Annotated in this window: 23 protein-coding genes; 8 read left to right on the top strand and 15 right to left on the bottom strand. The window is 61.9% G+C overall.

The annotated features are described in order from the left end of the window. Positions 1–8: 8 nt before the first annotated feature. Entirely contained in the window at positions 9–749 is a 741-nt protein-coding gene (locus C7J97_RS01100) for a FadR/GntR family transcriptional regulator (RefSeq protein WP_044959854.1), read from the bottom strand. Positions 750–787: 38 nt separating this feature from the next. Next, the gene (locus tag C7J97_RS01105; protein WP_113991789.1) at positions 788–1390 is read right to left on the bottom strand and encodes a GNAT family N-acetyltransferase; all 603 of its coding nucleotides are present in this window, start codon (positions 1388–1390) and stop codon (positions 788–790) included. 230 nt (positions 1391–1620) lie between these two features. Between C7J97_RS01105 and prmA the strand changes: the two genes are divergently transcribed. Both prmA and C7J97_RS01115 read left to right on the top strand, forming a co-directional pair. Next, a complete protein-coding gene (prmA, locus tag C7J97_RS01110) occupies positions 1621–2535 on the top strand; it encodes a 50S ribosomal protein L11 methyltransferase (protein WP_113991790.1) in 915 nt (304 codons plus the stop codon). A 31-nt stretch (positions 2536–2566) separates the two neighbouring features. Then, positions 2567–3310 carry an RsmE family RNA methyltransferase gene (locus C7J97_RS01115; RefSeq protein ID WP_113991791.1) on the top strand — a complete coding sequence of 248 codons (744 nt, stop codon included), beginning with the start codon at positions 2567–2569 and terminating at the stop codon, positions 3308–3310. 235 nt (positions 3311–3545) lie between these two features. On the opposite strand, the gene C7J97_RS01120 is transcribed toward C7J97_RS01115, so the two are convergent. Both C7J97_RS01120 and C7J97_RS01125 read right to left on the bottom strand, forming a co-directional pair. After that, positions 3546–5177, bottom strand: coding sequence for a phosphoenolpyruvate--protein phosphotransferase (locus tag C7J97_RS01120; RefSeq protein ID WP_113991792.1), 1632 nt, complete (start codon positions 5175–5177; stop codon positions 3546–3548). Further along, complete coding sequence (locus C7J97_RS01125) at positions 5164–6348, bottom strand: patatin-like phospholipase family protein (RefSeq protein ID WP_113991793.1); 1185 nt, start codon at positions 6346–6348, stop codon at positions 5164–5166. Before C7J97_RS01125 ends, C7J97_RS01120 begins: the two co-directional genes overlap by 14 nt. 179 nt (positions 6349–6527) lie before the next feature. On the opposite strand from C7J97_RS01125, the gene C7J97_RS01130 reads away from it, so the two are divergent. Together C7J97_RS01130 and C7J97_RS01135 are read left to right on the top strand one after the other, a co-directional pair. After that, entirely contained in the window at positions 6528–7178 is a 651-nt protein-coding gene (locus tag C7J97_RS01130; RefSeq protein WP_005921630.1) for an HAD family hydrolase, read from the top strand. A gap of 104 nt (positions 7179–7282) precedes the next feature. After that, entirely contained in the window at positions 7283–8305 is a 1023-nt protein-coding gene (locus tag C7J97_RS01135) for a glycosyltransferase (protein WP_113991794.1), read from the top strand. A gap of 50 nt (positions 8306–8355) precedes the next feature. Here the strand turns inward: C7J97_RS01135 and C7J97_RS01140 are convergent, their stop codons facing one another. From C7J97_RS01140 to C7J97_RS01155, 4 genes are all read right to left on the bottom strand, one after another. After that, positions 8356–9075: a LytR/AlgR family response regulator transcription factor gene (locus C7J97_RS01140; RefSeq protein ID WP_113991795.1), complete on the bottom strand. Its 720-nt coding sequence runs from the start codon at positions 9073–9075 to the stop codon at positions 8356–8358. 81 nt (positions 9076–9156) lie between these two features. After that, positions 9157–9447, bottom strand: coding sequence for a helix-turn-helix domain-containing protein (locus C7J97_RS01145; protein WP_112091669.1), 291 nt, complete (start codon positions 9445–9447; stop codon positions 9157–9159). Beyond that, on the bottom strand, positions 9444–9803 hold the full coding sequence (locus tag C7J97_RS01150) for a type II toxin-antitoxin system RelE/ParE family toxin (RefSeq protein ID WP_113991796.1): 360 nt from the start codon (positions 9801–9803) through the stop codon (positions 9444–9446). The genes C7J97_RS01145 and C7J97_RS01150 overlap by 4 nt, the downstream gene beginning before the upstream one ends. Before the next feature lie 185 nt (positions 9804–9988). Further along, positions 9989–11788, bottom strand: a complete 1800-nt coding sequence (locus C7J97_RS01155; protein ID WP_113991797.1) for an aminopeptidase P family N-terminal domain-containing protein — start codon at positions 11786–11788, stop codon at positions 9989–9991. A gap of 448 nt (positions 11789–12236) precedes the next feature. Between C7J97_RS01155 and C7J97_RS01160 the strand changes: the two genes are divergently transcribed. The 4 genes from C7J97_RS01160 (at position 12237) to C7J97_RS01175 (ending at position 17154) form a co-directional block, all read left to right on the top strand. Beyond that, the gene (locus C7J97_RS01160) at positions 12237–13490 is read left to right on the top strand and encodes a CobW family GTP-binding protein (RefSeq protein ID WP_113991798.1); all 1254 of its coding nucleotides are present in this window, start codon (positions 12237–12239) and stop codon (positions 13488–13490) included. A 36-nt stretch (positions 13491–13526) separates the two neighbouring features. Further along, positions 13527–14489: a TIGR03943 family putative permease subunit gene (locus tag C7J97_RS01165; protein ID WP_005921643.1), complete on the top strand. Its 963-nt coding sequence runs from the start codon at positions 13527–13529 to the stop codon at positions 14487–14489. 28 nt (positions 14490–14517) lie between these two features. Continuing rightward, positions 14518–14976, top strand: coding sequence for a hypothetical protein (locus tag C7J97_RS01170; RefSeq protein WP_015537193.1), 459 nt, complete (start codon positions 14518–14520; stop codon positions 14974–14976). 111 nt (positions 14977–15087) lie between these two features. Then, positions 15088–17154, top strand: coding sequence for an AAA family ATPase (locus C7J97_RS01175; RefSeq protein ID WP_113991799.1), 2067 nt, complete (start codon positions 15088–15090; stop codon positions 17152–17154). 63 nt (positions 17155–17217) lie between these two features. Here the strand turns inward: C7J97_RS01175 and C7J97_RS01180 are convergent, their stop codons facing one another. The 7 genes from C7J97_RS01180 to aroC form a co-directional block, all read right to left on the bottom strand. Further along, positions 17218–18174 (bottom strand): helix-turn-helix transcriptional regulator, encoded by a 957-nt coding sequence (locus tag C7J97_RS01180; protein WP_113991800.1) that lies wholly within the window; start codon positions 18172–18174, stop codon positions 17218–17220. A 22-nt stretch (positions 18175–18196) separates the two neighbouring features. Next, positions 18197–19060 carry a prephenate dehydrogenase gene (locus C7J97_RS01185; RefSeq protein ID WP_097782864.1) on the bottom strand — a complete coding sequence of 288 codons (864 nt, stop codon included), beginning with the start codon at positions 19058–19060 and terminating at the stop codon, positions 18197–18199. After that, positions 19053–20327 carry a 3-phosphoshikimate 1-carboxyvinyltransferase gene (gene aroA / locus C7J97_RS01190; protein ID WP_113991801.1) on the bottom strand — a complete coding sequence of 425 codons (1275 nt, stop codon included), beginning with the start codon at positions 20325–20327 and terminating at the stop codon, positions 19053–19055. The genes C7J97_RS01185 and aroA overlap by 8 nt, the downstream gene beginning before the upstream one ends. A gap of 143 nt (positions 20328–20470) precedes the next feature. Then, positions 20471–21487, bottom strand: coding sequence for a 3-deoxy-7-phosphoheptulonate synthase (gene aroF, locus C7J97_RS01195; protein WP_113991802.1), 1017 nt, complete (start codon positions 21485–21487; stop codon positions 20471–20473). Between the two features lie 26 nt (positions 21488–21513). Further along, entirely contained in the window at positions 21514–21978 is a 465-nt protein-coding gene (locus C7J97_RS01200; protein ID WP_015537199.1) for a type II 3-dehydroquinate dehydratase, read from the bottom strand. Continuing rightward, positions 21959–23221 carry a shikimate kinase gene (locus tag C7J97_RS01205; protein WP_113991803.1) on the bottom strand — a complete coding sequence of 421 codons (1263 nt, stop codon included), beginning with the start codon at positions 23219–23221 and terminating at the stop codon, positions 21959–21961. Before C7J97_RS01205 ends, C7J97_RS01200 begins: the two co-directional genes overlap by 20 nt. Position 23222: 1 nt before the next feature. Continuing rightward, positions 23223–24365, bottom strand: a complete 1143-nt coding sequence (gene aroC / locus C7J97_RS01210) for a chorismate synthase (protein ID WP_113991804.1) — start codon at positions 24363–24365, stop codon at positions 23223–23225. Positions 24366–24368: the final 3 nt, after the last annotated feature.

The raw sequence follows: 24368 nt of genomic DNA on the forward strand, positions 1-24368 counted from the left end.
TTTGTGTATCAATTGACATACGCCGCCATGCCGATGGTGCCGTCATCCGGGTCCTCGCCATCGTAGACCTTTTTGATGTAGCTGCGGTTGAAGTTCAGGTGCATCACCATGGCGGCTTTTGCGCCGATGGGGTCGTGGTTGGCAATGGCTTCGGTGATCATGCGGTGGGTCATGATGGTCTCGTCGATGAGCTTTTTGTGGGTGACGTTCACGAACATCATCACCGCTGTATCGATGACCGGGATCAGCTGCCCTACCACCAGATTTTTGCTGCTCTCGGCGATGCAGGTGTGGAAGGCAATGTCGTCCTCGATGTAGCGGTCGCCCTCGTGGATCTTGGTCTCCACCCGCTCGCAGAGCCGCCGCAGTCGCTCAATATCCTCCGGGGTGGCGTTCTGCGCGGCCATTTCCGCAATGCCCGGCTCCAGCAGCAGACGGACGTTTACCAGATCAAAGGCCAGTGCATTCTTGTCCTGCACGCTGCGCAGGTTCAGCGGGTCGGAAAGCCCCTTGACCGTGGTCACCACATAGGTGCCGGAGCCCTGCCGCACCTCCACGATGCCCTTGCTGGACAGCAGCTTGACCGCTTCGCGGATGGTGCTGCGCCCCACCCGGAACTTTTCGCCCAGCGCAAACTCGTTGGGCAGCTTTGCGCCCGGCTCCAGCGCTTCGTCCAGAATATAATGGTAGATCTGGTCCTCCACCTGCTCGGCCAGCAGCTTGTTTTTCAGATGTGAAAATTCACTCATGGAAGCTTCCTCCGCGCCCTGCGCATCTGATGGTTTGGTTACCCGCACACACTGCCATCCGGGGCAAAGAACTGAACGTGCTTTTGCCACTGGGTGGGGCTGATGGTGCGGCGGTAGCAGTCGGCCAGTGCCTCTACCACAGCCTCCGGGGCAAGGGAGGCGCAGCCCGGGCAGTCCAGCACCAGAATACGGAACCATGCGTCAAAAAGATGCTCGGTGTAGTGGGTGTCCCATGCGCCGCAGCGGGCGTAGAAGCCCAGACGCCGCACGGCCATAGCGGCGTCTTCGGCCTTTTCCGGCATCTCGGCCTCGATCAAAATCGCTTCGGCATCGCCCTCCTGGGCGGGCAGCTGTGCCAGCAGCTGCGCCCCGATGCCGTGGGCGCGGTAGGCGGGTACCACGGCGAAATAATCCAGCTGGCTCACCCGGCAGCCCTCCGGCCGCACCATCAAAAGATAAGCCGCCAGCGTGTCGCCGTCAAACACGCCCCATGTGTGGGCGGTGCCCTCCGCTTCGCTGGTCAGGATCATGCTCAGGGGCTTCAGCTCCCCGGCGGGGAAGTCCCGGCGCATTTCGTTCAGATACACCCCGGTCAGCTCGGGGCCGGTGAGCAGCCGCCATGTGAAGGTTTTAGTACACATACGATAAAGATCCCTTTCCGATGCTCCTTTGCGCAGCATCACGTTTTTGTCCTGTCCAGTATAGCATACCGAATGTTTTACCGAAAGTCAATCTGTGCAAACATTGTACCAGCGCCGCCGGTTTTGCCAAGGGGCTTGCATCCGGGCGCAGAATCGGGTACTATACAGGTAACAGAATTTTTCCCTCCGGCACTGCCGGAAGGGCAAGGATAAAAAAGGAGACTTGTACTATGGAATGGACCGATATCCGCCTGACCGTGGCCAAGGCTGATGCCGAAAACGCCGAAGCCGTTGCCACCCTGATCGCCGAGGGCGGCATCTACATCGAGGATTACAGCGACATCGAGCAGCAGGTGGCCGAGATCGCCCATGTGGACCTGATCGAGCAGGAGCTGCTGGACAAGCCCCGGGATACCGTGATCATCCATCTGTATCTGGAGCCGGGCGCTTCTCAGGTGGAGACGCTGGCGCTCATCGCCGCCCGCATGGAAGCCGCCGGCATCCCCTACACCGTGGAGACCGAGGGCGTGGAGCAGGAGGACTGGCAGAACGGCTGGCGCAAATACTACCACCCCATGGAGATCGGCAGCCGTCTGGCTGTGGTGCCCTCGTGGCAGCAGTACGATACCGACCGGGTAAAGCTGATCCTTGACCCCGGCCTTGCCTTCGGCACCGGCGGTCACGAGACCACCAGCCTTTGCCTTGAGGCGCTGGACGAGCAGGTGCGCGGCGGTGAGCGGGTGCTGGATATCGGCACCGGCAGCGGCATCCTTGCCATTGCCGCCCTCAAGCTGGGCGCTGCCAGCGCCGAGGGTGTGGACATCGACCCCGTGGCGGTGCGTACCGCCGGGGAGAACGCAGCCCTGAACGGCGTGCAGGATAAGCTGACCGTGCTGGTGGGCGACCTGTCCGACAAGGCCAGCGGCACCTATGATATCATCACTGCCAACATCGTGGCAAACGCCATCCTCAGCCTTGCGCCCGCCGTGCCCGGCCTGATGGCCGAGGGTGCCACCTTTATTGCCAGCGGCATTATCGACAGCCGCAAGGACGAGGTAATCGCTGGGCTGGAAAAAGCCGGTCTCGCCGTGGTGGAAGTCAAGGAAAAGCGCGGCTGGGAGTGCATCGTCTGCAAAAAGGCCTGAGATTCAAATATTATAAGAAGGAGCGCACAGTATGCCGCACCGCTACTTTACCACTGAGATCTCTGACGGCACCGCCACCCTGCGGGGTGCGGACGCCCATCACCTTGCCCGGGTGATGCGGGCAAAGCCGGGGGATACCGTCATTCTCTGCGACGGCAACGCCGTAGAGTACACCGCCACCATCACCGGCTTTGGGGAGGACAGGGTGGATTTTGCCGTAGAGCCGGGCTACCCCAGCGCCGCCGAGCCCACCGTGGAGGTGACGTTGCTGGCGGGCTATCCCAAGCAGGACAAGCTGGAACAGATCATCAAGCACGGGGTGGAGCTGGGCGCTGCCCACATCGTACCCTTCTTCAGCCGCTACTGCGTGGCTGCACCCAAAAAGGAGGAGCAGAAGAACGAGCGCTACAACCGCATTGCGCTGGAAGCCGCCAAGCAGTGCGGCCGGGGCGTTCTGCCAAACGTAGCCCTGCCGCTGCCGAACTTTGGGGCGGTGTGCCGCAGCTTTGACCAGTACGACCTTGTGCTGTTCTGCTACGAGTGCGGCGGCGCACCCCTGCGTCAGCTGCTGGCCGAGGCAAAGCCCGCCGATGGGCAAAAGCTGCGCCTTGCCATCGTGACCGGCGCCGAGGGCGGCTTTGCCGCCGAGGAGGCCGAAATGGCCGCCAAGGCCGGGGCAAAAACGGTGGGCCTTGGCCCCCGCATCCTCCGCTGCGAGACCGCCCCGCTGGCGGTGCTCTCCGCTGTCATGACCCTGACGGGGAATCTGGAGTAAGACGCTTGACGATTTAAATGGTCTCCGCTTTGCTCTGACCATCTTCAGCGGAATAATTATTTAAAATTGGCACCCCGGGAAAATCTGCGGATTTTCCCGGGGTGCTTTTTCACGGAAGGGGGTCGTAAAGAAAAACGACAGCTATAACAAAAAAGAGCGAAAGAGGCTGCTGCACAGGGGTTTGTGCAACAGCCTCTTATTATTTTACGTTATATTACGTTTTGTAAAAGCATTTTCAGCCGTTTTCCCCTGCATCCGGGTGGGCATCGGTGTCCAGCAGGGCTCGCTTTACCTTGAGCAGGTTCTGGGGGCTTACCGAGAAGCTGCGCAGACCGAGGTGCAGGTACTGCGCCGTGTTGGCGGGGTTGCCCACGGCAAGGCCGCAGATGGTCACCGGGACGTGGTGCGCGCTGGCGGCATCCATCACCATGGTGATCAACTTTTTCATGGCCGGGCTGGCGGGGCGGTAGTAGTGCTCCGCGCTGGCAAGCTCCCGGTCGGCGGCGTGGGTGTACTGGGTCAGGTCGTTGGTGCCGATGACCAGAAAATCACAGCCGTGGGCTACAAAGTCCTCCACGGTCAGGCAGGCGGCGGGGATGCTCAGCATCACGCCGAACTGGGTGTTCTCGTTAAAGGGCACACCCCGCTCCCGCAGGCTCTGGCGGCAGTGCTCCACAATGCTCATGGCGGCGTCCCAGTCCTCTACATCGGTCACCATGGGGAACATCACCCGCAGCGGCCCCCGGGCAGCGGCGCGTAGCAAGGCGCAGATCTGGGTCTGGAACTGCTGGGGCTGGCGCAGGCTGTTGCGGATGCCGCGCAGGCCAAGCTTGGAGGACTGCGGCCCCTGATTGGCATCGGCCACGGTGCGGTCGGAGCCAAAGTCGAAGGTGCGCACGGTCACCGGGCAGCCGTTTGCCGCTGCCAGACAGGAGCAGTAGAAGAAATACTGCTCCTGCTCGTCCAGAATGCGCCCGGGCAGCATCATGTAGCCGCTGCGCAGCAGCCCCACGCCCTTGGCACCGGACTGCATGGCGGTGTCGATATCCTCCGGGCCGAAGCAGTTTGCCAGCAGCTCAAAGGGTTCGCCGTCCCGCGTTTCATCCGGCAGGCTGTGCAGCTGCTTCATCTCCGCGTCCTCGCGCTGGAGCTGGCAGATGCTGGCCTCTGCCTGCTGGCGGGCGGAGGCGTCCGGGTCAAGGATGCAGTTGCCGTTGGTTGCGTCCAGAATGACGGTGCGGCCGTCGCAGTCGTCCAGAAAATCCTTGCCCACCTGCACGATGCCCGGGATGTTCATTGCCCGGGCAATGATGGCGGCATGGCTCTGGCCGCTGCCCTCGGCGGTGATGACGCCCAAGATCATGCCGGAGGGCACGCTGAACAGGTCGGTGGGCATCAGCCGGTCGGCGGCAAGGATCACCGGATGATCCAGCGCCAGCCACACCCGGGGGCGGTTGGTCAGGATATTGATCACCCGGCGGGTGGCGTCCAGAATATCCACGCTGCGCAACTGCATATAGGGGTTATCCTTCATGTTGGCAAGCTGGTCGGCGTAGCGCTGTCCCACCTGATGCATCGCCGCCGAGGCGCTGATGCCCGCATTGATGCAAAAGCGCACCTCGTTCATCATGCCCTCGTCGTCCAGCATCATGCTCTGGAACAAAAAGATGGCCTGCTCGGTGGGGGCGGCGCGCTCCGCCATGGAGTCCAGTTCATTCTGCGCCGTGTGCACGGCATTTGCCAGCAGCCGCAGCTCCCGCTCCGGGTTGAAAGGGCCGTGGCTGAAGGTCTCCACATGATGTTCCAGTCGGCTCACCTGACCCAGCACCAGTCCGGGGGATGCGGATACGCCTTTATAAACCTTCATCTTCTGTCACCTCCGGCAAAGCCGGTGCGGTCAAAGTGCGCCACACCAGCGCCTGTAAGAATGTATTGGGCAGCAAAGCGGCCAGCGCCGCCTGCCCGGCGGTGCTGCTGCCCGTGAACAGCGGGGCAAAGCTTTCCATACGCTCTTTGTCGCACGCGGCCAGAAACGCCTCGGCCAGCGTCCGGGTGGTGTAGAAATGGGTGGGGTCTACCCCGGCGTCCTCGGCGGCGGCTTCCAGCGGGGCAAGCTGGGCGTCCTTTGTCATATTGGCCAGTTTAAGAGCCACATCTGCCGTCAGGGTCACGGGATATTTTTCCCGCACGGCCTTTTGCAGTTGACTAAACTTCTGGGCAAAAGCGGCGGCATCCTCGCAGCTCTGGGCGTCACAGGATACAGCATAAGCGCAGCCCCGCAGGTATCCCATGGCGCGGCGGGTGTCGTAGTAGCCCAGCTCCATGTTGCGCTTGGCGGTGTCGGGGTCGAAGTGCAGGATATCGCCCAGCTCCCAGTAGCTGCGGATCATGGTGGTGGGCAGGCCGGTCAGGTTGGGGCGGGTGATGCCCACGCCTTCCAGATCCACACAGACCAGCTCCTCTGCGCCCATGGTCTTGGCAAGGCCGGTGGGCATATTATCGCTGTACCCGCCGTCCAGAAACTTTACCCCGTCGATCTGCCGCGCCCGCAATGCGGGGAAGCAGGCCGCCGAAGCCATCAGGTAGTCCCGTACCTGCCCGGCAGGGATATCCTCCAGCGTCAGCTCCCGGGGGCGCAGCCCGCGCTGCTCCACCGTCACGATGCCGAACCGGATGGGCGCTGCCCGCAGCGCGTCCTCGTCCAGCACCCGCTCCACGATCTCCTCCAGCGGGGTCACATCCATGCCGCCTTCCTTTACCACCCGGCGCAGAAACTGGTGCAGGGCGGAAAGGTCGGCGTTTTCCTCCGGCAGCTCCATCACATCCCGGCTGCGGATGGTCAGCCACATATCCCGGGCAGTCTCGTACAGGTCCAGCACGAACATGGCGCCGTTCAGCCCGCCCACGCTGGTGCCGGTGATGATCTGCGGGTGCCAGTCCAGCTCCATCAAAGCCCGCCAGACGCCTACCTGATAGCTGCCGCGCGCACCGCCGCCTGCCAGCACCAGCGCCTTTTGCGTGGGTTCTCTGCGTTCCATATCAAGCCCTCCCGTGCACGTTCCCGGTATTTTCTAAAATTGTTATAATTATACCATACTTTCAGGTAAAATTCTCCCGATTTTTCAGAGATCATGCCTTTTTCCTGTGAAAGTTTCGTGCTATACTAACCGGAGATGAGTATAAAAGCGGCCCGGAGGGCGCACAACAGGAGGAACGTATGCACTGCAAACAATGGATCTTTGATATGGACGGCACCCTGACCGACAGCATGGTGGTGGTATGGGAGGGCGCCCCGGAGGCGCTGCTGGCACGCTTTGGCCGCACCCCGAAGGCAGACCTGCACGAGACCCTGCTGACCATGGGCATGGAGGACGGCGCACAGTACCTCATCCGGGAGTATGCGCTGCCGCTGGACAGGAACGGCTATCTGGACGTGATGCGCGAGGTGATCGCCCAGTTGTACGAGAAGGTGGAACTGAAGCCCGGCGTGCGGGACACCCTTGCCCGGCTGCGGGCCGAGGGCGCACGGATGTGCGTTTGCTCCAACACATGGAGCAGCCAGTGCCGCACCGTGCTGACCCGCCTTGGCATCGACGAATACTTTGATTTTTACATTGAGGCGCGGGGTGCTATGAGCAAGAGCAGCCCCGCCCCCTTTATGGAAGCGCTGCACCGCCTTGGCGGCACGGAGCCCGCCGGGTGCGCCGTGTGCGAGGACGCGCTCTACGCTGCCCAGACCGCCCACGACGCCGGCTTCTATCTGGTGGGCATTCAGGACACCACCAGCGCCGCCGACGCCCCCGCTTTGCGCCGCATCTGCGACCAGTTCCTGCCGGACTGGACTGCACTGGACTGGGCGCAGGCGTAAGGTTTCACAAAACTGCCACAGTGCGGCGCTCTTGTAATCCGGGCGCCGCAGGAGTATGATAATAATAATACTCAAATTCTGTCGTCAAAAAAGGAGGCCCTGCCATGACGAACCCCCTCGTCAGCATCATTGTGCCCGTATACAACGCCCAGAAGGGGCTTTCCCGCTGTCTGGAAAGCATTTGCAGCCAGACCTATCAGGAGTTGGAGATCATCGTGCTGAATGATGGCTCTACGGATGACAGCCTTGCCATCTGTGAGCAGTTCCGGGCCAAGGACCCCCGCATCGTGGTGGTGGATAAGGAGAACGAGGGTGTTTCCCGCACGCGGAATGCCGGGCTTACCCTTGCGCAGGGCGACTATATCCAGTTTGCGGACAGTGATGACGCACTGGACCCTGATTACACCCAGAACCTTGTGCAGGCTGCCTTGGAGCACAACGCCGACCTTGTGATCGCCCCGTACTGGATGGTGATCCCCTCCAACTCCAGCAAGACCGGGCACGCGCTGGAAACGCTGCAGACCTCCCTTGGCATCGAGCCGGAAGCCCCCAAGACCGAGGTGCATAAGTACGGCTTTCTGCCGCAGGGCGTTTACAGCCGGGAGGACTACGCCCGCCGCCTGATGCAGCAGCCCGCCTCCTTTTACTACGGCGTGCTGTGGAACAAACTCTACCGCCGGGAGATCATTGCACAGAACCAGCTTGGCTTTGCGCCCGATGTGCACTGGGCGGAGGATCTGATCTTCAACATGGGGTATCTCGAGCACGCACAGGTGTTCGTTTCCATCCCCGAGGCCGGGTATCATTATATCCAGAACCCCAAAAGCCTCTGCCATACCCAGATCGACCTGCGCGGCATCGTAGAGAACAAGACACAGATTTTTCAGCTGTTCAAGGAGGTGTACACCCGCCTTGGGCTGTACGAGGAGCTGCAGCCCCAGATCTACAAATTCCTGTTCGCCTTTTCGGAGAGCGGGGTACCCTCGGACAGCCTGCAGGGTGCTTTGCTGGATGCAATGTCCCGCCTGAACGATGCCTCTGTCCAGCCCGAGCCCTCCCGCAAAAAGCCCCGCCGCAAGCCCCAAAAGCACGCCCGCCGCAAAAAGCCCCGGCATAAGGAAGAATAAATCGTTAAACAAAAAAGTCGCTGCACGAATGTGCAGCGACTTTTTGCTTTTTACCCTACCCGGGCGCAGAAAGCCTCCCGGACGGCGGCTTCCCGCCCGCGGGGGATGGGGATGCGTGCCCCGCTGCGCATCCGTACCTCGCCGGGGGACAGCAGCTGTACTGCTTCCAGATTGACCACATAGGAGCGGTGCGGCTGCACAAAGCGGCCGTCCGCAAGCAGCGGCTGCGCCACCGCAGAAAAGGGCACCCGCAGCGAGAGGGAGGCCACATCCTCTCCGGTGGTCAGGTGGAAGTGCACGATGTGGTGGGTGCATTCCAGATATTCAATTTCGGCATAGGTCAGCGCCCGCACACCGTCGGCGGTGGTCACGGTAAGGGTTGGGCCGTATTCCGGCTCCACCGCCCGCTTGAGCAGGGCAGAAACTTCCGGCTGGTGCACCGGCTGCAGCAGATACTGCATGGCGTCCACCCGGTAGGCGCTGTATGCGTGCGCCGGGGTGCGGGCCACAAAAGCCAGCGGCGCGCGGCGGCCCCGGCGGCGCAGCTCTGCCGCCGCCGTAAGCCCTTCGGGCCGGGCTACCGCCGCAAGCTCGATGAGGTACAGCTCGTACCGCAGCCCGGCGGCATCCTGCTGCAAAAGCGCTTCCGGGCTTTGCAGCTGCTCCACGATGCAGGCGTCCTCCCGTCGGGCAAAGAACTCCATGCACTGGTGCTCCAGCCTGCTGCGCAGCGCCCCGTCCGGACTGCATATCGCAATGTGAAAGATCATGGTTCGGTTTCCTTTGCAGGGTAGACGATCTACCGCAATTTTCAAAAACAATGTCTGTCAAAACGGAAACGTGTCCGCAGCTCAGTGGGCGCTTGTGACAGGCTTGAACTCAACCTGAAGGATCATTCCCATGCCTGCCGCCAGACGCTGCAAGGTCTTGATGGAAGGGTTGCCGCCGCCTGTTTCGAATTTGCTGATGTCGGATTGAGAGATGCCGGTTTTTTCTGCCAGCTGCTGCTGCGTCATGCCGGTGCGTTTGCGTGCATCGATCATGGCCTGAACCAGTGCGCGTTCCGGCTGCAAAGCGTCCCATTCAGCCTTGAACTCCGGATCCTCAAGCTGTTCATCAAGGAATTTTCTAAAATCACTCATGAGAGACTCTCCTTTCGCTCTATGTATTCCGCACGGTATTTTTTCGCGGTCGCTATCTCAGCGCGGGGTGTTTTCTGGGTCTTCTTTGTGAATCCGTTTGTAAGGACGATTTTCTTTCCTACAAAAAAGAAGTACAGCACGCGCGTGATGTCCGACCCCTGCTTTGCCCGAAGCTCAAAGATCCCGTCCTCAAGATGCTTTGAATAGGGCTCTCTGAGCTGGGGACCGTTTTCTTCCAGCAGGTCGAGTTCCACCAAAAGCTTTGCCCGCATCTTTTTGTCAAGGGAGAGCAAAAACTCTTTTACCGGGCAATCGCCATTCTCCCTTATGAAGAAGTCAACATCATATCCCCGCATTTTTACATCCTCACACCGAATCTTTCTATCTATATTTTATCGGATAAAACCGATAATGTCAAGGAACGTTTTGCCGTAAAGAGATATTTTACAAAAAAACGGTCTGAACCCTGTGCCATATAGGATTCAGACCGTTCGGATTTTTTATAGCAGTTTACACTTCAACGCACAAGAGGCAGCTGCTTTCAGCAGCCGATGGCGGCGCACTTCTCAGCCAGCCATGCGCGCTCGTCCTCGGTCAGGCGGGGTGCCAGCTGCTCGAACACCTTGCGGTGATAGTCGTTCAGCCAAGCGATCTGCTCCTTGTCCAGCACGCCGGGCACGATGGGAGAGGTGGCAATGGGCACAAAGGTGAGGGGACGGAAGGCAAGGAAGGTGCCGTACTGGTTGTCGGCCTTGTGGTAGCACTCGATCTCGTTTTCAATGCGGATGCCCACCTCTCCGGCCTCGTACACGCCGGGCTCGTCGGTGACGATCATGCCCGGGCGCATCAGGGTGGTGTTGCGGCCGTTCAAAGCGTGGGGGCCCTCATGGACGTTGCCCACAAAGCTGACGCTGTGGCCGGTGCCGCAGCGGTAGTTGATGAGGTGACGCCATAGCGGCTCGCGGGCGATGGTGTCCAGCATATGGCAGTCGCAGTAATCCAGCCAGACGGCCTTGGCGATGTCGATGTGGCACTGCAGCGTCCAAGTATAGAACAGCCGCTCGTCCTCGGTCAGCTCGCCCAGCGGGTAGGTACGGGTGATGTCGGTGGTGCCGTCCATGTAGGTTGCGCCGCTGTCCACCAGCAAAAAGCCCTTGCGCTGCAAGACGGCGTGATCCTCCGGGGTGGCGTGGTAGTGCATCATGGCTGCGTTGCCGCCGTAGGCTGCAATGGTACCAAAGCTTTCCACAAGGAACTTGTCGTCCGCGCTGCGGTACTTGTGCAAGATCTCGTCCACGGTCAGCTCGGTCAGCTGTTCGCCGGAAGCCAGACGGTTCTCCAGCTCGATCTGGAACCGCACCATGGCAACGGCGTCCCGCAGATGGGACTCGCGCAGGTGTGCCAGCTCTACCTCGTTCTTCACGCCCTTCATGGCCAGCAGGGGGTCGGCAGCGTCCTTCACGGTCAGGGCGGGGTTGTTTTCCAACACCTGATACACGGCGTAGTTCACGGTAGCGCTTTCTGCCAGCACGGTCTGCGGCTCGGTCTCGGCGGCCATCACGTCCAGAATGCTGTCGTAGTCGGCCAGCGTCACGCCGTTGGCTTCCAGCTCTGCCTTTGCCTCCGGGGTGACCCGCGCCTGATTGATGAACAGCACGGCGCGGCTGGGGGTAACATAGCAGTAGGCCATGGCGTAGGGGGTGCACTCGATATCCATGGCGCGCAGGTTCAGAAGCCAAGCCAGATTATCCAGCTTGCCAACCAGCTGGGCGGTGCAGCCCTGCTCCTTCAGCTTTGCGCGCAGCTGCTCCAGCTTTTCTGCCGGGGAGAAGCCTGCGTACTCCTTGGGTAAGATCCATGCCGGGGTAGCCGGGCGGGCAGGACGTCCCTCCACCCACAGCTCGTCCTCCAGGAACAGGGTCTTGATGCTGCCGTGCTTGGACTCCAGCTCCTTTTTCAGGTTGTTGACCAGTGCACAGTTGGCGGTCAGGCCGCACAGACCCAGCGTGCCGCCCTCGGGCAGTACCTTGCCGCAGTATTCCTCGGCGGTGGGCACGCCCGGCTCGCCCATGCGCATCAGCTGGATCTCGGTGCCGGCGATCTCTTTCTCTGCCTGCACAAAGTACCGGCCGTCTGCCCAGACGGCGCTCTCGGTCATGGTGACCACAAAGTTGGAGTTCTCACCGTGGAAGCCGGAGAAGTAGGTCAGGGAGGTGTAGTGGTCGGGCAGATACTCGCTGGAATGCGGGTCGCCCACCGGGATCAGATAAACGTCCACGCCGTTTGCCTTCATAGCGGCACGCAGCGCGGCCAGACGCTCGGGAACTGTGTTCATACTCATAACAAAAGCCCTCTTTCTGTCATTTGCCGGAAAAACGTCCGGCGGCGATGGTTTGCTGCTGCTATTGTATCATTCTGCGGGGAAGAATGCAATGCGGGGGAGGGTTTAGGAGCGAACTCCCCCAGTCGCCTACGGCGACAGCCCCCTCTGAGATGGGGCCTTTGGCATAGCGGTACAGTTTCCGGCTAAAGCGCAAAGTTTGCGGGTGCGCCAGAGGCTCTCTCCCAGAGGGAGCTGGCAAAACCGTCAGGTTTTGACTGAGGGAGTTCGTCCACGCCCCAAAACGCCGTCAATTTGCAAAAAAAGTTACAATTTTTTCTTGAAAAAGGCCGGTTTTCCATTGACAGCCTTGTTATAATAGAGGTGTAGTATTTTTGGGTCAGCACTCTGCGGCCCTTTGCGCTAACAATTGCGAATATTGCGATAAAAAGAAAGAGGCATTTGGAACATGACTAAAATCGATATCTTCTCCGGCTTCCTTGGCGCCGGCAAAACTACTTTGATCAAAAAGCTGATCACCGAGGCCTTTGCAGGCCAGCAGGTGGTGCTGATCGAGAACGAGTTCGGCGAGATCGGCATTGACGGCGGTTTCCTGAAGGAAAGCGGCATCCAGATCAACGAGCTGAACGCCGGCTGCATCTGCTGCTCTCTGGTGGGCGATTTCCGCACCGCGCTGCAGCAGGTGGTGGAGCAGTACCACCCCGACCGCATCGTCATCGAGCCGTCCGGCGTGGGCAAGCTGAGCGATGTGACCCGCGCCGTGGAGGGCGTGGCGGAGCATCTGGACGTGCAGCTGAACAGCTTTGTCACCGTGGCCGATGTGAACAAGGTCAAGATGTATATGAAGAACTTTGGCGAGTTCTACGATGACCAGATCAGCCACGCAAGCTGCATCCTGCTCAGCCGCACCCAGACCGCCAGCGAGGAAAAGATCGCCGCCGCCGTGGCAATGCTGCGGGAAAAGAACCCCACCGCCACCATCGTGACCACCGCATGGGATCACCTGACCGGTGAGCAGATCCTGAAGGCCATGTCCACCAAGGACGACTTCAAGGCCGAGCTGATCGCCATGGCTGCCAAGGCCAACGAGGAGCACGCCCACGAGGACGAGGAAGAGGAGCACGAGCATCACCATCATCACGACCATGAGAACGGTGTGTGCAGCTGCGGCCATCATCATGACCATGATGACGATGATGACGACGAGGATGAGCACGAGCATCATCACCACGACCACGACGAGCACGATCATGATGACCATTGCTGCTGCGGTCACCACCACGATCATGACGATGATGACGACGAGCACGAGCATGAGCATCATCACCATGACCATGACGAGCATGACCACGACCACGAGGAGCACGAGCATCACCACGACCATGACGGTCATTGCTGCTGCGGTCATCATCATCACGACCACCACGCCGATGAAGTGTTCACCAGCTGGGGCGTGGAGACGGCCCGCAAGTTCACCAAGGCTGAGGTGGAGCACGCCCTCACCGAGCTGGATACCGGCAATTACGGCATGATCCTGCGCAGCAAGGGCATCGTGGACGGCGGCGCAGACGGCTGGCTGGAGTTCGACTATGTGCCCGGCGAGTGGGAAGTGCGCAGCCGCAGCGCAGACGTGGGCGGCAAGCTGGTGGTCATCGGCTCCAAGCTGAACGAGACCGCTATCGCCCAGCTGTTCGGCTGCTGAGAACCCCATTATTGAGAGAAGGAGCAACCATTTATTATGGCAAAAGAGATCCCGGTCTACCTGTTTGTGGGCTTTCTGGAAAGCGGCAAGACCAAGTTTATTCAGGAGACCTTTGAAGACCCCAATTTCGACTCCGGCGACAAGACCCTGCTGCTGATCTGCGAGGAGGGCGAAGAGGAGTACAACGAGAAGAAGTTCGCCTTCCCCGGCGTGACCGTGAAGGTGCTGGAGGACAAGTCCGAGCTGAACCCCCAGAACCTTGCAAAGCTGGGCAAGGAAGCAGACGCAGGCCGCGTGGTCATCGAGTACAACGGCATGTGGCTGCTGCAGGATCTAGCGGATGCCCTGCCCGAGAACTGGCTGGTGTACCAGTGCATCGCCACCGCCGACGGCACCACCGCTCTGACCTACGCCCGCGACAACTCCATGCGCAGTCTGATGCTGGACAAGATCGCCCGCAGCGAGCTGATCGTGTTCAACCGCGCCGAAGCCGTGAACAACGATGACGCCCGGCAGGAGCTGCACAAGTTGGTGCGGCAGGCCTCCCGCAAGTGCGATATCGCCTACGAGTTCAAGGACGGCAGCGTAGCCTACGATGATATTCCCGACCCGCTGCCCTTTGATATCAACGCTGACCCCATCGACATCCCGGATGACGATTTTGGCATCTGGTACATGGACTGTCAGGACGAGCCCCAGAAGTACACCGGCAAGACGGTGCGCTTTCTGGCACAGGTCTGCCAGACCAACCGTGCTGGCAAAAACAGCTTTGTGCCCGGCCGCTTTGCCATGACCTGCTGCGTGCAGGATATCCAGTTCGTGGGCTTCCCCTGCAGCTACGATGGCTACAAGGCGCTGGAACAGCGCGCTTGGGTGCGGGTGACTGCCAAGGTGGGCTACAAGTTCCACAACATCTACCGGGGCAAGGGCCCGGTGCTGACCGCCGTGTCGGTAGAGCCCGCTGAAAAGCCCCTGGAAGAGGTCGTAACGTTCTCTTAACGTTTCTTGATAACAAGGAGGTTCTGGTATGAAAACTCTGTTCCGTATTCTTGGCACGGCTGCTGCCGTGGCCGTCACCGGCGCTGCCATCGTGGTGCTGGACAAGATCCTGAACCAGAAAGACCCGCTCCATGTGGAGGAGGTCGAGTTCCCGGAGGAAGCCGAAAAGGACGCCGAGGAGGCCGAAAAGACCGCCGAGGCCTACGAAGAGGCCGAGGCCAAGGAAGAGGCAAAGGCTGCCGATGCCGCCGCAGAAGCTGCCGAGGAAGCCGCACCGGAAGCACCCGCCCCTGCTGAGAACGCACCCCAGACCCAGCCGGAGACCGCCGAAGAGCGCCCTGTGTACGACCCCGAAGCTCCGAACGCCAACCCCGTGGAGGCCGGCCCCGCTGTTGCCCCCAAGGACGAGAACGGCAAGATCGACGTCACCAAGATCGCCGATGCCAACGATTTCGGCGACTGGGAAGAGCAGGGCTGCAAGGGCTGAGAAAACAGCATGATCCCCGCATAGACGCGGATATCAGCTCCCCCGAAAGGGGGAGCTTTTTTGTGCTTGCAAAATGCCGCGCAGTTCACTATACTGGAAGAAAAAACACCGATGGAGGGCAGCACCATGGCATACACCGATGATTGGGAAAGCTTGATGAACGGCGTGTTCGGCGCGGGCGGCAAACTGAAGTTCGGCGGCGCGCAGCCGCAGCCGGAAAAGCCGCAGCCCGAAAAACCGGCGGGCAGCGGCCTGCCGGACCTGAACGCGGCGCTGCTGGAACAACAAAAGCAGCTGGACGAATTGCTGAAGCAGCAGAACGCCCGGCTGAAGGCGCAGGATGCCGGGGTGCAGACGGCGCTGGAGGACAGCCGCCGGATGCTGCGGGACATGGAAGCGGACGGCCTGCTGGCCAAGGGCACGGCAGACACAAAACCGGAGCAGCTGGGCAGCTTTGAAGGCCTTGCCGCCGAGGTGAAAAAGACCGTCCTCGGGCAGGACGCCTTTGTGGACAGCGTGGTGCGGGCCATGCGCCGCCCCTTTGTGCTGGGCACCGAGGGCGCAGCCGCCCGCAATGTGATCCTGCTGTGGGGCGCTCCGGGCACAGGGCGGCACTTTGCACTGGCGGAGACTGCCCGCATCATGGCGGCGCGGGGGCTTTTGCAGAGCGACCGGATGGCGGTGATGGATCTTGCGCTTTACCCCGACCCCGGCGCGGAAAAGCTGTTTTTGCAGGACCTTTACGCCGCCCTGCACGCCCCGGGCGAGATCGTGGTGTTTGAGCACTACGAGAGCTGCCACCCCGGCTTTCTGCGCATTCTCTCCGACCTTGCGGTCAAGGGCAGTGCTCCCCTGTCCAGCCGGTATCTGGTCAACAAGGAGGGCATTCTGGTAGAAGCCGGCACGGCCCTTGCCCCCGGCGCAGTGAGCCGCATCGACCCCTGCGGCAAGTACCTGATCTTCTTCTCCCGCAAGGGACGGGAGGCGCTGGCAGATAAGTTTGGCGCGTCCTTTGTGGCGGCGGTAGGGGATGTGTGCCAGACCGCCCCCTTTACCCCGGAAGCGCTGGCGGCGCTGGCCGCGCAGCAGCTGAACGCGCTGGCGCAGCGGGTGAACAGCCGTCTGGGTCTGACCCTCGCCGCCGGGGCGGATGTGCGGGACTATGTGGCGGCGCAGTGCTCCAAGGAAAAGGGCGCAGAGGGGCTGGCAGACTGCTGCGAGCGGATCTTCCGGGCTCTGAGCGAGTACTGCCTGCAGACCGATGCAAAACTGTCCGGCACGGTGGCGCTGACCGCCGCGCCCGAGGGGCTGCAATTTGCGCTGAACGGTGCCGCCCCGGCAGACCTGTTCAGCCTGCTTCCGGCGGCCTACACCGGCGCGGTGGAGCAGATCCGCGCCGAGCTGGATGCGCTGGTGGGGCTTGCCCCGGTCAAGGAGTATGTGTTCGGTCTGGCAGACAATTTACAGGTGCAGCAGCGCCGCGCAGCGGCAGGCTTCAAGACCGCAAGCCTGTCCATGCACATGATCTTTACCGGCAACCCCGGCACCGGCAAGACCACCATTGCCCGGCTGGTGGCAAAGTACCTCAAGGCCATCGGCGCGCTGGGGGGCGGGCAGCTGGTGGAGGTGACCCGCGCCGACCTTGTGGGGCGCTACACCGGCCACACCGCCCCGCTGACCAACAGCGTCATCGAAAGTGCACTAGGGGGCGTGCTGTTCATTGACGAGGCGTACAGCCTGTACCGCGGCCAGCAGGACAGCTTTGGGCTGGAAGCCATCGACACCCTTGTAAAGGGCATGGAGGATCACCGGGACGAGCTGGTGGTCATCCTTGCGGGCTACACCAAGGAGATGGAGGTATTCCTCACCGCCAACAGCGGCCTTGCCAGCCGCTTCCCCAACAAGATCGAGTTCCCGGACTACACCGCAGACGAGCTGCTGGACATCACCGCCGTGCTGGCAAAGGGCAAGGGCTACCGCCTTGCCGAGGGCTGCACCTTCCCGCTGCTGGGCTACTATAAGCGCCGTCAGGCGCTGGACAGCCGCACCGCCGGCAACGGCCGTCTGGCGCGCAACACGCTGGAAAAGGCCATCTTCAACCAGAGCCGCCGCCTCATCGCCGAGCCCGCCGCAGAGCTTGACCTCATCCAGCCCAGCGATCTGGAATTTGAGGAATAAGGAAAAATTGATAGGAAAAAGGGTTCCAGAAACGCCCGCAGGCGTTTCCGGAACCCTTTCTGTTTATTCATGCTGCTCCGCAAGGCTCTGCACCATCTCGTGCAGCTGAGCGCGGACGGCGGCGGGGGCGGTGACCTCTACCTTGCCGCCAAAGCCGCACACCCAGCCGAAAAACTGCTGGCTGACGCAGATGGGCACGTCAAAGTGGAAGTGCTCTGCGTCCTCCGGGCAGAACACCGGCTCCCGGCCAAAGCGCTCCCGCATGACCGGCTCAAGGTCGGCAGCGCATCGCAGGGTGACCCGGTACTCGGTGCCGCCGAACATATTGAAGTGCTTGCGCAGATAGGCGGGCAGGTCGAAGGTGCGGAAGAACTCCTTGCCCCGGCGCGGCTCGTCCAGCACCAGCACCCCGGCCATCCGGTCCACCCGGTAGTGGCGTACCGGGGGTGCTTTTTCGTCCTGATAGGCGATCAGGTAATAGCAGCCGTTTTCCCATGCCAGCTGCCACGGGCTTACGGTGCGCACGGCGCTGCTGCCCTTGTAGCGGAACTGCACCAGACATCCCCGGTTGATGGCAGTGTGCAGCGCGTCGATGCTGTACAAAAGGGTCTGGCTGTCGGTTTTGGGGCGTCCGTCCACATACACCTGACGCTGCAACTGGGTGCCCTCATAGTCGGAGCAGAGGGCTTCCAGCTTGTGGATGATGCGTTTGCTGGTGCGCGCCGAGATGACACTGCTGGACTGTACCGCATCCACCAGCAGTTTCAGCTCCGAAAGCTCGAATGCACGGCTGGCCATCCAGTACCCGCCGCCGCGCCCCCGCTGCAGCTGGATGTCGTAGCCCAGACTGCGCAGGGTGTCGATGTCGCTGTAAATGCTCTTGCGCTCGGCCAGAATGCCCTGATTTTCCAGCAGCTGCACCAGCTGGGGCACGTTCAGGCGGTGGGTCTCGTCGGTGCGCTGCTCAAGGATGCGCAGCAGCGTTACCAGCTTGGATTTCTGTCCTTCCTGCTTGGGCATGGGGCAATACCTCCGTCACGGTTTATTCCGGCAGCTTTTTGTCAAAGGCGGCGCGGCGCTGGGTGGAAAGGCGGAACATCTGTTCCAGCTTGTCCCGGTCGTCCGCTACAAGGGCGGCGCGCATCTCCTGCAAAGCGGAATCGAACTGGTCGATCTCGCTGATCAGGTTCTGCTTGTTCCACAAAAACAGCTCTGCCCACATTTTGTCGTTGATGCGTGCAATGCGGGTCAGGTCGCGGAAGGAGTCGCCGGTGTATTCGCACAGCGAGGAGTTGTCGTTGGCGCACATCAGGCTTACGGCAATGGCGTGGCACAGCTGGCTGACATAGCCGATCATCCGGTCGTGCTCCTGCACGGTCAGGGTGCAGATATGCTTGAAACCCAGCACCTCGGCAAGCTCCTTTGCCCACTGGATGCCCGCCGGGGTGTTCTTTTCGGTGGGAGTGATGATGAAGTTTGCCGGGGCAAAATTCACCTCGGCGGCGTGTTCCACGCTGGAAGTTTCGCGGCCTGCCATGGGATGGCTGGCAATGAACTCCACCCCTGCCGGGCACAGTGCCTGCACCGGCTCCACAAGGCCGGTCTTGACGCCGGAAACATCCGTAAAGATGCACCCGGGCTTGAGCAGGTGGCCGTAGGTGCCAAACCAGTCCAGCAGCGCGGTGGGGTACAGGCCAAAGATGATATGGTCGGCCTGCCGGACAAGGTCCTCAAAATCGTGGGTCTTACCGCCGGCGATATAGCCGTGCTCCAGCGCGTACTGCAAATGTCCCTCGCTGCGGTTGATGCCGTCCACATGGAAGCCTGCGCGGGTCAGCTCCAGCGCGTACTTGCCGCCCAGTAGACCCAGACCCACTACGAGATAACGTTTTGTTTTATCAAGCATCTTCTACCTCCACGCCAAGCGGCGCTGCATCTGCAAAAAAGCCGGGCCAGCTCTTCTGGATGGCTTCGGCATCGTCCACGGTCAGGGGCAGTGCGGCGGCAGCAGCCAGCACCGCAAGGCTCATGACCACCCGGTGGTCGTTGTGGCCGTGCAGGGGGGCGGCAGGGGCGTGCAGACGCTCCGCACAGCCGTGCACCGTGATGGTGCCGCCGTCGCTTTCCAGCACGCCGCCGCAGGCGCGCAGCTCGGCCTCCATGGCCGCGATGCGGTCGCTCTCCTTCAACCGCAGCCGCTCCGCGTTGCGGATGACGGTGGTGCCCTCGCACAGCAGACCCAGCACCATCAGCACGGGGCCAAGGTCGGGGCAGTCCGCAAGGTCGATATCCACCCCGTGCAGGGGTGCTTTTGCAAAGGTGACGCGGTCGCCCGTGCGGGTGAACACCGCGCCGCACCGGCGCAGGATGTCCAGAATAGCGGCATCGCCCTGCAAAGTATCCGGTGCAAGGCCAGTGATGGTCACCCCGCCGCACACCGCACCCAGCACCGCCGGGAAAGCGGCCTGACTGTAATCGCCCTCCACGTTGTAGTCGCAGGGGTGGTACTGCTGCCCGCCGGGCAGCAGCAGGGTGGTTTCGTCCAGCCAGCGGCTGTGCACCCCAAAGGCGGCCTGTACGGCGCGGGTCATGTCGATGTAGCTGCGGCTCTCCACGGGGGGAATAAGGTGCAGCTGGCTGTCCCCGGGCAGCAAAGGCAGCGCGAACAGCAGCCCGCTGATGAACTGGCTGGACACGTTGCCTGCCAGCCGGTAGTCCCCGGGGGTCAGTGCACCCTCCACGGTCAGCCCGGAGAGGGACTGCTCAAACCGTAGATTCTGCTCACGATATAACGTTTCGTATACGCATTGCGGGCGCTCCATCAGCCGTCCGCGCCCGGTAAAGGTGACCGGCTGGCCGGTCAGGCTGGCAATGGGGATCAAAAACCGCAGGGTGCTGCCGCTTTCGCAGCAGTCCACCGGGGCGGTCAGGGGCAGAAAATGCCCAAGCCCCTGCACAGTGGCATCGTCCGCGCCGATGTCCACGGCGGCGCACAGCTGTGCGGCAGCGGACAGGGTGGCAGAGATGTCCTTGCTGAATTCCAGATGGGTGATGTGAGAGCGCCCTACGGCCAGCGCGGCGCACAGCACGGCGCGGTGCGCCATGCTTTTGCTGGGCGGCGCGGCGATCACGCCCCCGATGCCGCCGGGGGCAGGTCTGATGGTTACAAGCATAGCGGTGTTATCCTTTTTTCTCGCCCTTGCATCGGTACTGCACCAAAGCCTTCCCCCGGTCGGGGGAAGGTGGCTGCGAACGCAGGGAGCAGACGGATGAGGGCGCTGGTAGCTGGCGCTTTCCCTGAACAGGAAGGCGTTTTTTACATATTCCGGCCGATAGCCCAAGCCACCTGACGGCACTTTGCCATGGCCTGTGCAAAGGCGTCCGGGGTCAGGCACTGTGCGCCGTCGCTCCATGCGTGCTGGGGGTCGTAGTGCACCTCTACCTCCAGACCGTCCGCACCGGCGGCTACCGCGGCGATCATCATAGGCTCCACCAGATTGGCCTTGCCGGTGGCGTGGCTGGGGTCTACCACGATGGGCAGATGGGTCTTTTCGTGGATGAGGGGCACGGCGGAGAGATCCAGCGTGTTGCGGGTGTATTTTTCAAAGGTGCGGATGCCGCGCTCGCAGAAGATGACCTGCTCGTTGCCGCCGGCCATGATGTACTCGGCGCTCATGATCCACTCTTCAATGGTGTTGCACAGGCCGCGCTTGAGCAGCACGGGCTTGTGCATTTTGCCCACGGCCTTGAGCAGCTGGAAGTTCTGCATATTGCGTGCGCCGATCTGCACCACGTCCACATACTCCTCAAACTCCGGGATGCGGTCCTCGCTCATCAGCTCGGAGACGATGGGCAGGCCGGTGGCTTCGCGTGCCTTTACCATGTCCAAGATGCCCTCGGTCTCCAGACCCTGAAAGGCGTAGGGAGAGGTGCGGGGCTTGTAGGCACCGCCGCGGAACAGCGCTGCGCCGCCCGCCTTGACCCCCTGCGCGATGCGCAGCGCCTGCTCGGCGTTTTCGATGCTGCAGGGGCCCGCCATGACGGCGATCTTTTCCTTGCTGCCGATCTTCACGCCGCCGCAATCGATGACCGAGTCTGCGGGGTGGAACAGGCGGTTTGCGCGCTTATAGGGCGCGGACACGCGGGTAACGTTGTCGATCCACGGGTTTGCCAGCACGTCCCGCTCGTCGATCTTGGTGGTGTCGCCCACCAGACCGAACACGTTGTAGTCCTTGCCGGTGATCAGGGTCACGTCCAGACCCTGCTTTTCGAATTTGTCAACGATCTTTTCCAGCTCCTCTTTGGGAGTGCCTTTTTTGGTGGAGATGATCATGGGAGGTCGTTCCTTTCCTGTTTGTTTTACATCACGATATGCGCCTTAGAGGAGCCATCGGTGCGCAGCAGCTGCGCCAGCCAGATGCAGGCGTGCAGGTAGCCCTGCGGGCCTTCGCCGATAAAATGCCCCTGACAGCCAAAGGACACCACATCCGTTTTGCGGAAGGGCTCACGCTCGTCCGGGGCGTCCAACATCACCTCTACGGCGGGCACGCTGCACAGCCGCAGCGCGTCCAGAATGGCTACGCTGTAATGGGCGTAGCCGCCGGGGTTCAGCACGATGCCGTCCACCCGCCCGGGGGCAGACTGGATCTCGTCGATCAAATCGCCCTCGTGGTTGGACTGACAGATATCCGTTTCAATGCCAAGCTGGTCGCAGCCCGCCTGCACATAGTCCATCAGGCCGGTGTAGTCCACTTCGCCCGGCACGCCGGGCTCAGACCAGCGCGCCAGATTGATGTTTGGCCCGTTAAGAATCAAAAATTTCATCCAGTGCCTCCTGTGCAGCTGCCAGCGCCTCGGCCAGCGTGCCGGTGTTAGAAATCACCGCATCTGCGGCGGCAAGGTACAGCGGGCGGCGCTGGGCTTCCATGGTGCGCAGCGCCTCGGCGCTGGAAGAAAGCGGACGGTTGCCGCCCACAGCCAGCGCTTCCACCGGCCGGTCGATGAACAGCACCACGCCGTTCTGGCGCAGGGCGCGGACATTCTCTGCCCGCTTCACCGCGCCGCCGCCGCAGGAGAGCACAAGTCCTTTTTCCTTGCCGAAACGGGCGATCTGCGCGGCTTCCTTTGCCCGGAAGCCTTCTTCGCCCTCGGCGGCAAAGATATCCGGGATGCTGCGTCCGTCTGCCTTGACGATCTCCTCGTCCAGATCCACAAGCGGTCTGCCCAGCTGCTTTGCCAGCAGGCGGCCAAGGGTGGATTTGCCGCAGGAGGGCATTCCCACAAGGGCGATATTCAGCGTCTCGCGGCGCAGCGCAGCGGTAATGCGCCGCACCTCGCCCGGGGCGTCCTCGAACTTGCGGCCAAGGAAGTATTCGGCGGCATACACCGCCTGTGCCACCAGCATCTCCAGCCCGCCTACGGCTACCGGCACACCGGCGTCCTCGGCGCGGAGAATGAGTTCGGTCTTGTTGGGGTTATAGACCACGTCCACCACGGCTTCCAGCCCGGGCATGGCGGCCACGTCCAGACTGCACACGCCCACGTTTGGGTACATCCCGGCGGGGGTGGTGTTGAACACCACCTGTGCGCCGCTGCGCACGGCTTCGGCGTAGCTCAGCTCGCCCTTTTCCGGGTCGGGGGTGCGGCTGACCGTCAGCACCTTGGCAGCACCTTTGTCCAGCGCCACCGCGCGGGTGGTGTTGTGGGTGCCGCCGGTGCCTAAAATGAGCACCGTTTTGCCCGCAAGTTCCACGCCGTGGGCTTCGCACAGGTGGGCAAAGCCCAGATAATCGGTGTTGTAGCCGTAGAGCAGGCCGTTTTTATTGACCACCGTGTTCACCGCACCGATGGCGCGGGCGCGGGGGTCGATGAAGGAGCAGTACTCCATCACCAGCTTTTTATAGGGGATGGTCACGTTGATGGCCTTGAACTGCCGCCGCTGCAAAAAGGCGCGGGCATCTGCCTCGGTGGGCAGGGGGCACAGCTCGTAGCTGTACCCGCAGAGCAGCTCATGGATGGTCTTGGAGTAGGAGTGTCCCAGCTTGCCGCCGATCAGTCCGTATTCCATCTCAGGCCTCCTTCCGGTAGCCGGTGGGGTCGGTCATCCACCGGGCACCGTACCGGGCGGTGAGCAGATCGCCCACCGCAAGGGCGGCGGCGCAGGTCTGCACAATGGCGGCCCGGGGCACGATGCAGGGGTCGTGCCGCCCCTGAATGGACAGCTGCGCGTCCTTTTTGGCGATGTAATCCACCGTATCCTGCTGCTTGTAGATGCTGGGAGTGGGCTTGACGGCGGTGCGGAACACCACCGGCATCCCGTTGGCGATGCCGCCGTTGATGCCTGCGTTGTGGTTGGTGGCGGTGACCACCGCGCCCTCTGCCGTCATGCGGAAGGCGTCGTTTGCCTCCGAGCCGCGCAGCCCGGCAAAGCCGAAGCCGGTGCCGAACTCGATGCCCTTGACCGCCGGGATGGAAAAGGCCAGATGGGCGATCTCGCTCTCCACGCTGTCAAAGTAAGGCTCGCCGATGCCGGCGGGCAGACCGAGGATGGCAGTTTCCAGCACGCCGCCCACGCTGTCGCCCTCGGCACCGGCGGCGCGGATGGCGGCTTTCATGGGCTCCTCCACGGCGGCGTCCAACACCGCAAAGCCCTCGGTCTTACTGGCAAGCGTCTCCACCTGTGCCGCAAGGGCGGCGGGGTCGTCCAGTGCAAAGGGCGTATCTGCAAGACCAGCGCACCGGGCGATGTGGGTGGCGATATCAATACCCGCCCGCTGCAATGCGGCAAGCACGATGCTGCCGCCTGCCACGAGGGCGGCGGTCACCCGGCCGGAAAAGTGCCCGCCGCCCCGGGCGTCCTGAAAGCCGTGATACTTGGCGTAGGCGGTAAAGTCCGCGTGACCGGGGCGCAGCAGGTCGGCGGTCTTGGCGTAGTCGCCGCTGCGGGTGTTCTGGTTTTCGATCATCAGGGCAATGGCGGTGCCGGTGGTGTGGCCGTTCACCACACCGGAAAGCAGCTGCACCGCATCTGCCTCCACCCGGGGGGTGGAAAGGCCGTCGCCCCGGGCACGGCGCTTATCCATGCAGGCGGCGAGGAAGCTCTCGTCTACCGGCACACCGGCGGCCATGCCGTCCAGCACAGCGCCCACGGCACGGCCGTGACTCTCGCCGAAGATAGTCAGCGAAAGGTCGCTGCCAAAGGTATTTTTCATGGG

Origin of the sequence: Faecalibacterium prausnitzii (genome assembly GCF_003324185.1) — a bacterium.
In the GTDB taxonomy this organism is placed as follows: domain Bacteria; phylum Bacillota; class Clostridia; order Oscillospirales; family Ruminococcaceae; genus Faecalibacterium; species Faecalibacterium prausnitzii.

Bases quoted from the DNA above. Each gene is read 5' to 3' on its own strand.
- C7J97_RS01180 (WP_113991800.1), bottom strand. From the start codon at position 18,174: ATGCCCAAGCAGGAAGGACAGAAATCCAAGCTGGTAACGCTGCTGCGC.
- C7J97_RS01135 (WP_113991794.1), top strand. From the start codon at position 7,283: ATGACGAACCCCCTCGTCAGCATCATTGTGCCCGTATACAACGCCCAG.
- C7J97_RS01185 (WP_097782864.1), bottom strand. From the start codon at position 19,060: ATGCTTGATAAAACAAAACGTTATCTCGTAGTGGGTCTGGGTCTACTG.
- aroA (WP_113991801.1), bottom strand. From the start codon at position 20,327: ATGCTTGTAACCATCAGACCTGCCCCCGGCGGCATCGGGGGCGTGATC.
- C7J97_RS01200 (WP_015537199.1), bottom strand. From the start codon at position 21,978: ATGAAATTTTTGATTCTTAACGGGCCAAACATCAATCTGGCGCGCTGG.
- C7J97_RS01160 (WP_113991798.1), top strand. From the start codon at position 12,237: ATGACTAAAATCGATATCTTCTCCGGCTTCCTTGGCGCCGGCAAAACT.
- C7J97_RS01170 (WP_015537193.1), top strand. From the start codon at position 14,518: ATGAAAACTCTGTTCCGTATTCTTGGCACGGCTGCTGCCGTGGCCGTC.
- C7J97_RS01145 (WP_112091669.1), bottom strand. From the start codon at position 9,447: ATGAGTGATTTTAGAAAATTCCTTGATGAACAGCTTGAGGATCCGGAG.
- C7J97_RS01120 (WP_113991792.1), bottom strand. From the start codon at position 5,177: ATGAAGGTTTATAAAGGCGTATCCGCATCCCCCGGACTGGTGCTGGGT.
- C7J97_RS01130 (WP_005921630.1), top strand. From the start codon at position 6,528: ATGCACTGCAAACAATGGATCTTTGATATGGACGGCACCCTGACCGAC.
- C7J97_RS01140 (WP_113991795.1), bottom strand. From the start codon at position 9,075: ATGATCTTTCACATTGCGATATGCAGTCCGGACGGGGCGCTGCGCAGC.
- C7J97_RS01205 (WP_113991803.1), bottom strand. From the start codon at position 23,221: ATGGAATACGGACTGATCGGCGGCAAGCTGGGACACTCCTACTCCAAG.
- C7J97_RS01105 (WP_113991789.1), bottom strand. From the start codon at position 1,390: ATGTGTACTAAAACCTTCACATGGCGGCTGCTCACCGGCCCCGAGCTG.
- C7J97_RS01165 (WP_005921643.1), top strand. From the start codon at position 13,527: ATGGCAAAAGAGATCCCGGTCTACCTGTTTGTGGGCTTTCTGGAAAGC.
- C7J97_RS01150 (WP_113991796.1), bottom strand. From the start codon at position 9,803: ATGCGGGGATATGATGTTGACTTCTTCATAAGGGAGAATGGCGATTGC.
- prmA (WP_113991790.1), top strand. From the start codon at position 1,621: ATGGAATGGACCGATATCCGCCTGACCGTGGCCAAGGCTGATGCCGAA.
- C7J97_RS01115 (WP_113991791.1), top strand. From the start codon at position 2,567: ATGCCGCACCGCTACTTTACCACTGAGATCTCTGACGGCACCGCCACC.
- C7J97_RS01100 (WP_044959854.1), bottom strand. From the start codon at position 749: ATGAGTGAATTTTCACATCTGAAAAACAAGCTGCTGGCCGAGCAGGTG.
- C7J97_RS01155 (WP_113991797.1), bottom strand. From the start codon at position 11,788: ATGAGTATGAACACAGTTCCCGAGCGTCTGGCCGCGCTGCGTGCCGCT.
- aroF (WP_113991802.1), bottom strand. From the start codon at position 21,487: ATGATCATCTCCACCAAAAAAGGCACTCCCAAAGAGGAGCTGGAAAAG.
- C7J97_RS01175 (WP_113991799.1), top strand. From the start codon at position 15,088: ATGGAGGGCAGCACCATGGCATACACCGATGATTGGGAAAGCTTGATG.
- aroC (WP_113991804.1), bottom strand. From the start codon at position 24,365: ATGAAAAATACCTTTGGCAGCGACCTTTCGCTGACTATCTTCGGCGAG.
- C7J97_RS01125 (WP_113991793.1), bottom strand. From the start codon at position 6,348: ATGGAACGCAGAGAACCCACGCAAAAGGCGCTGGTGCTGGCAGGCGGC.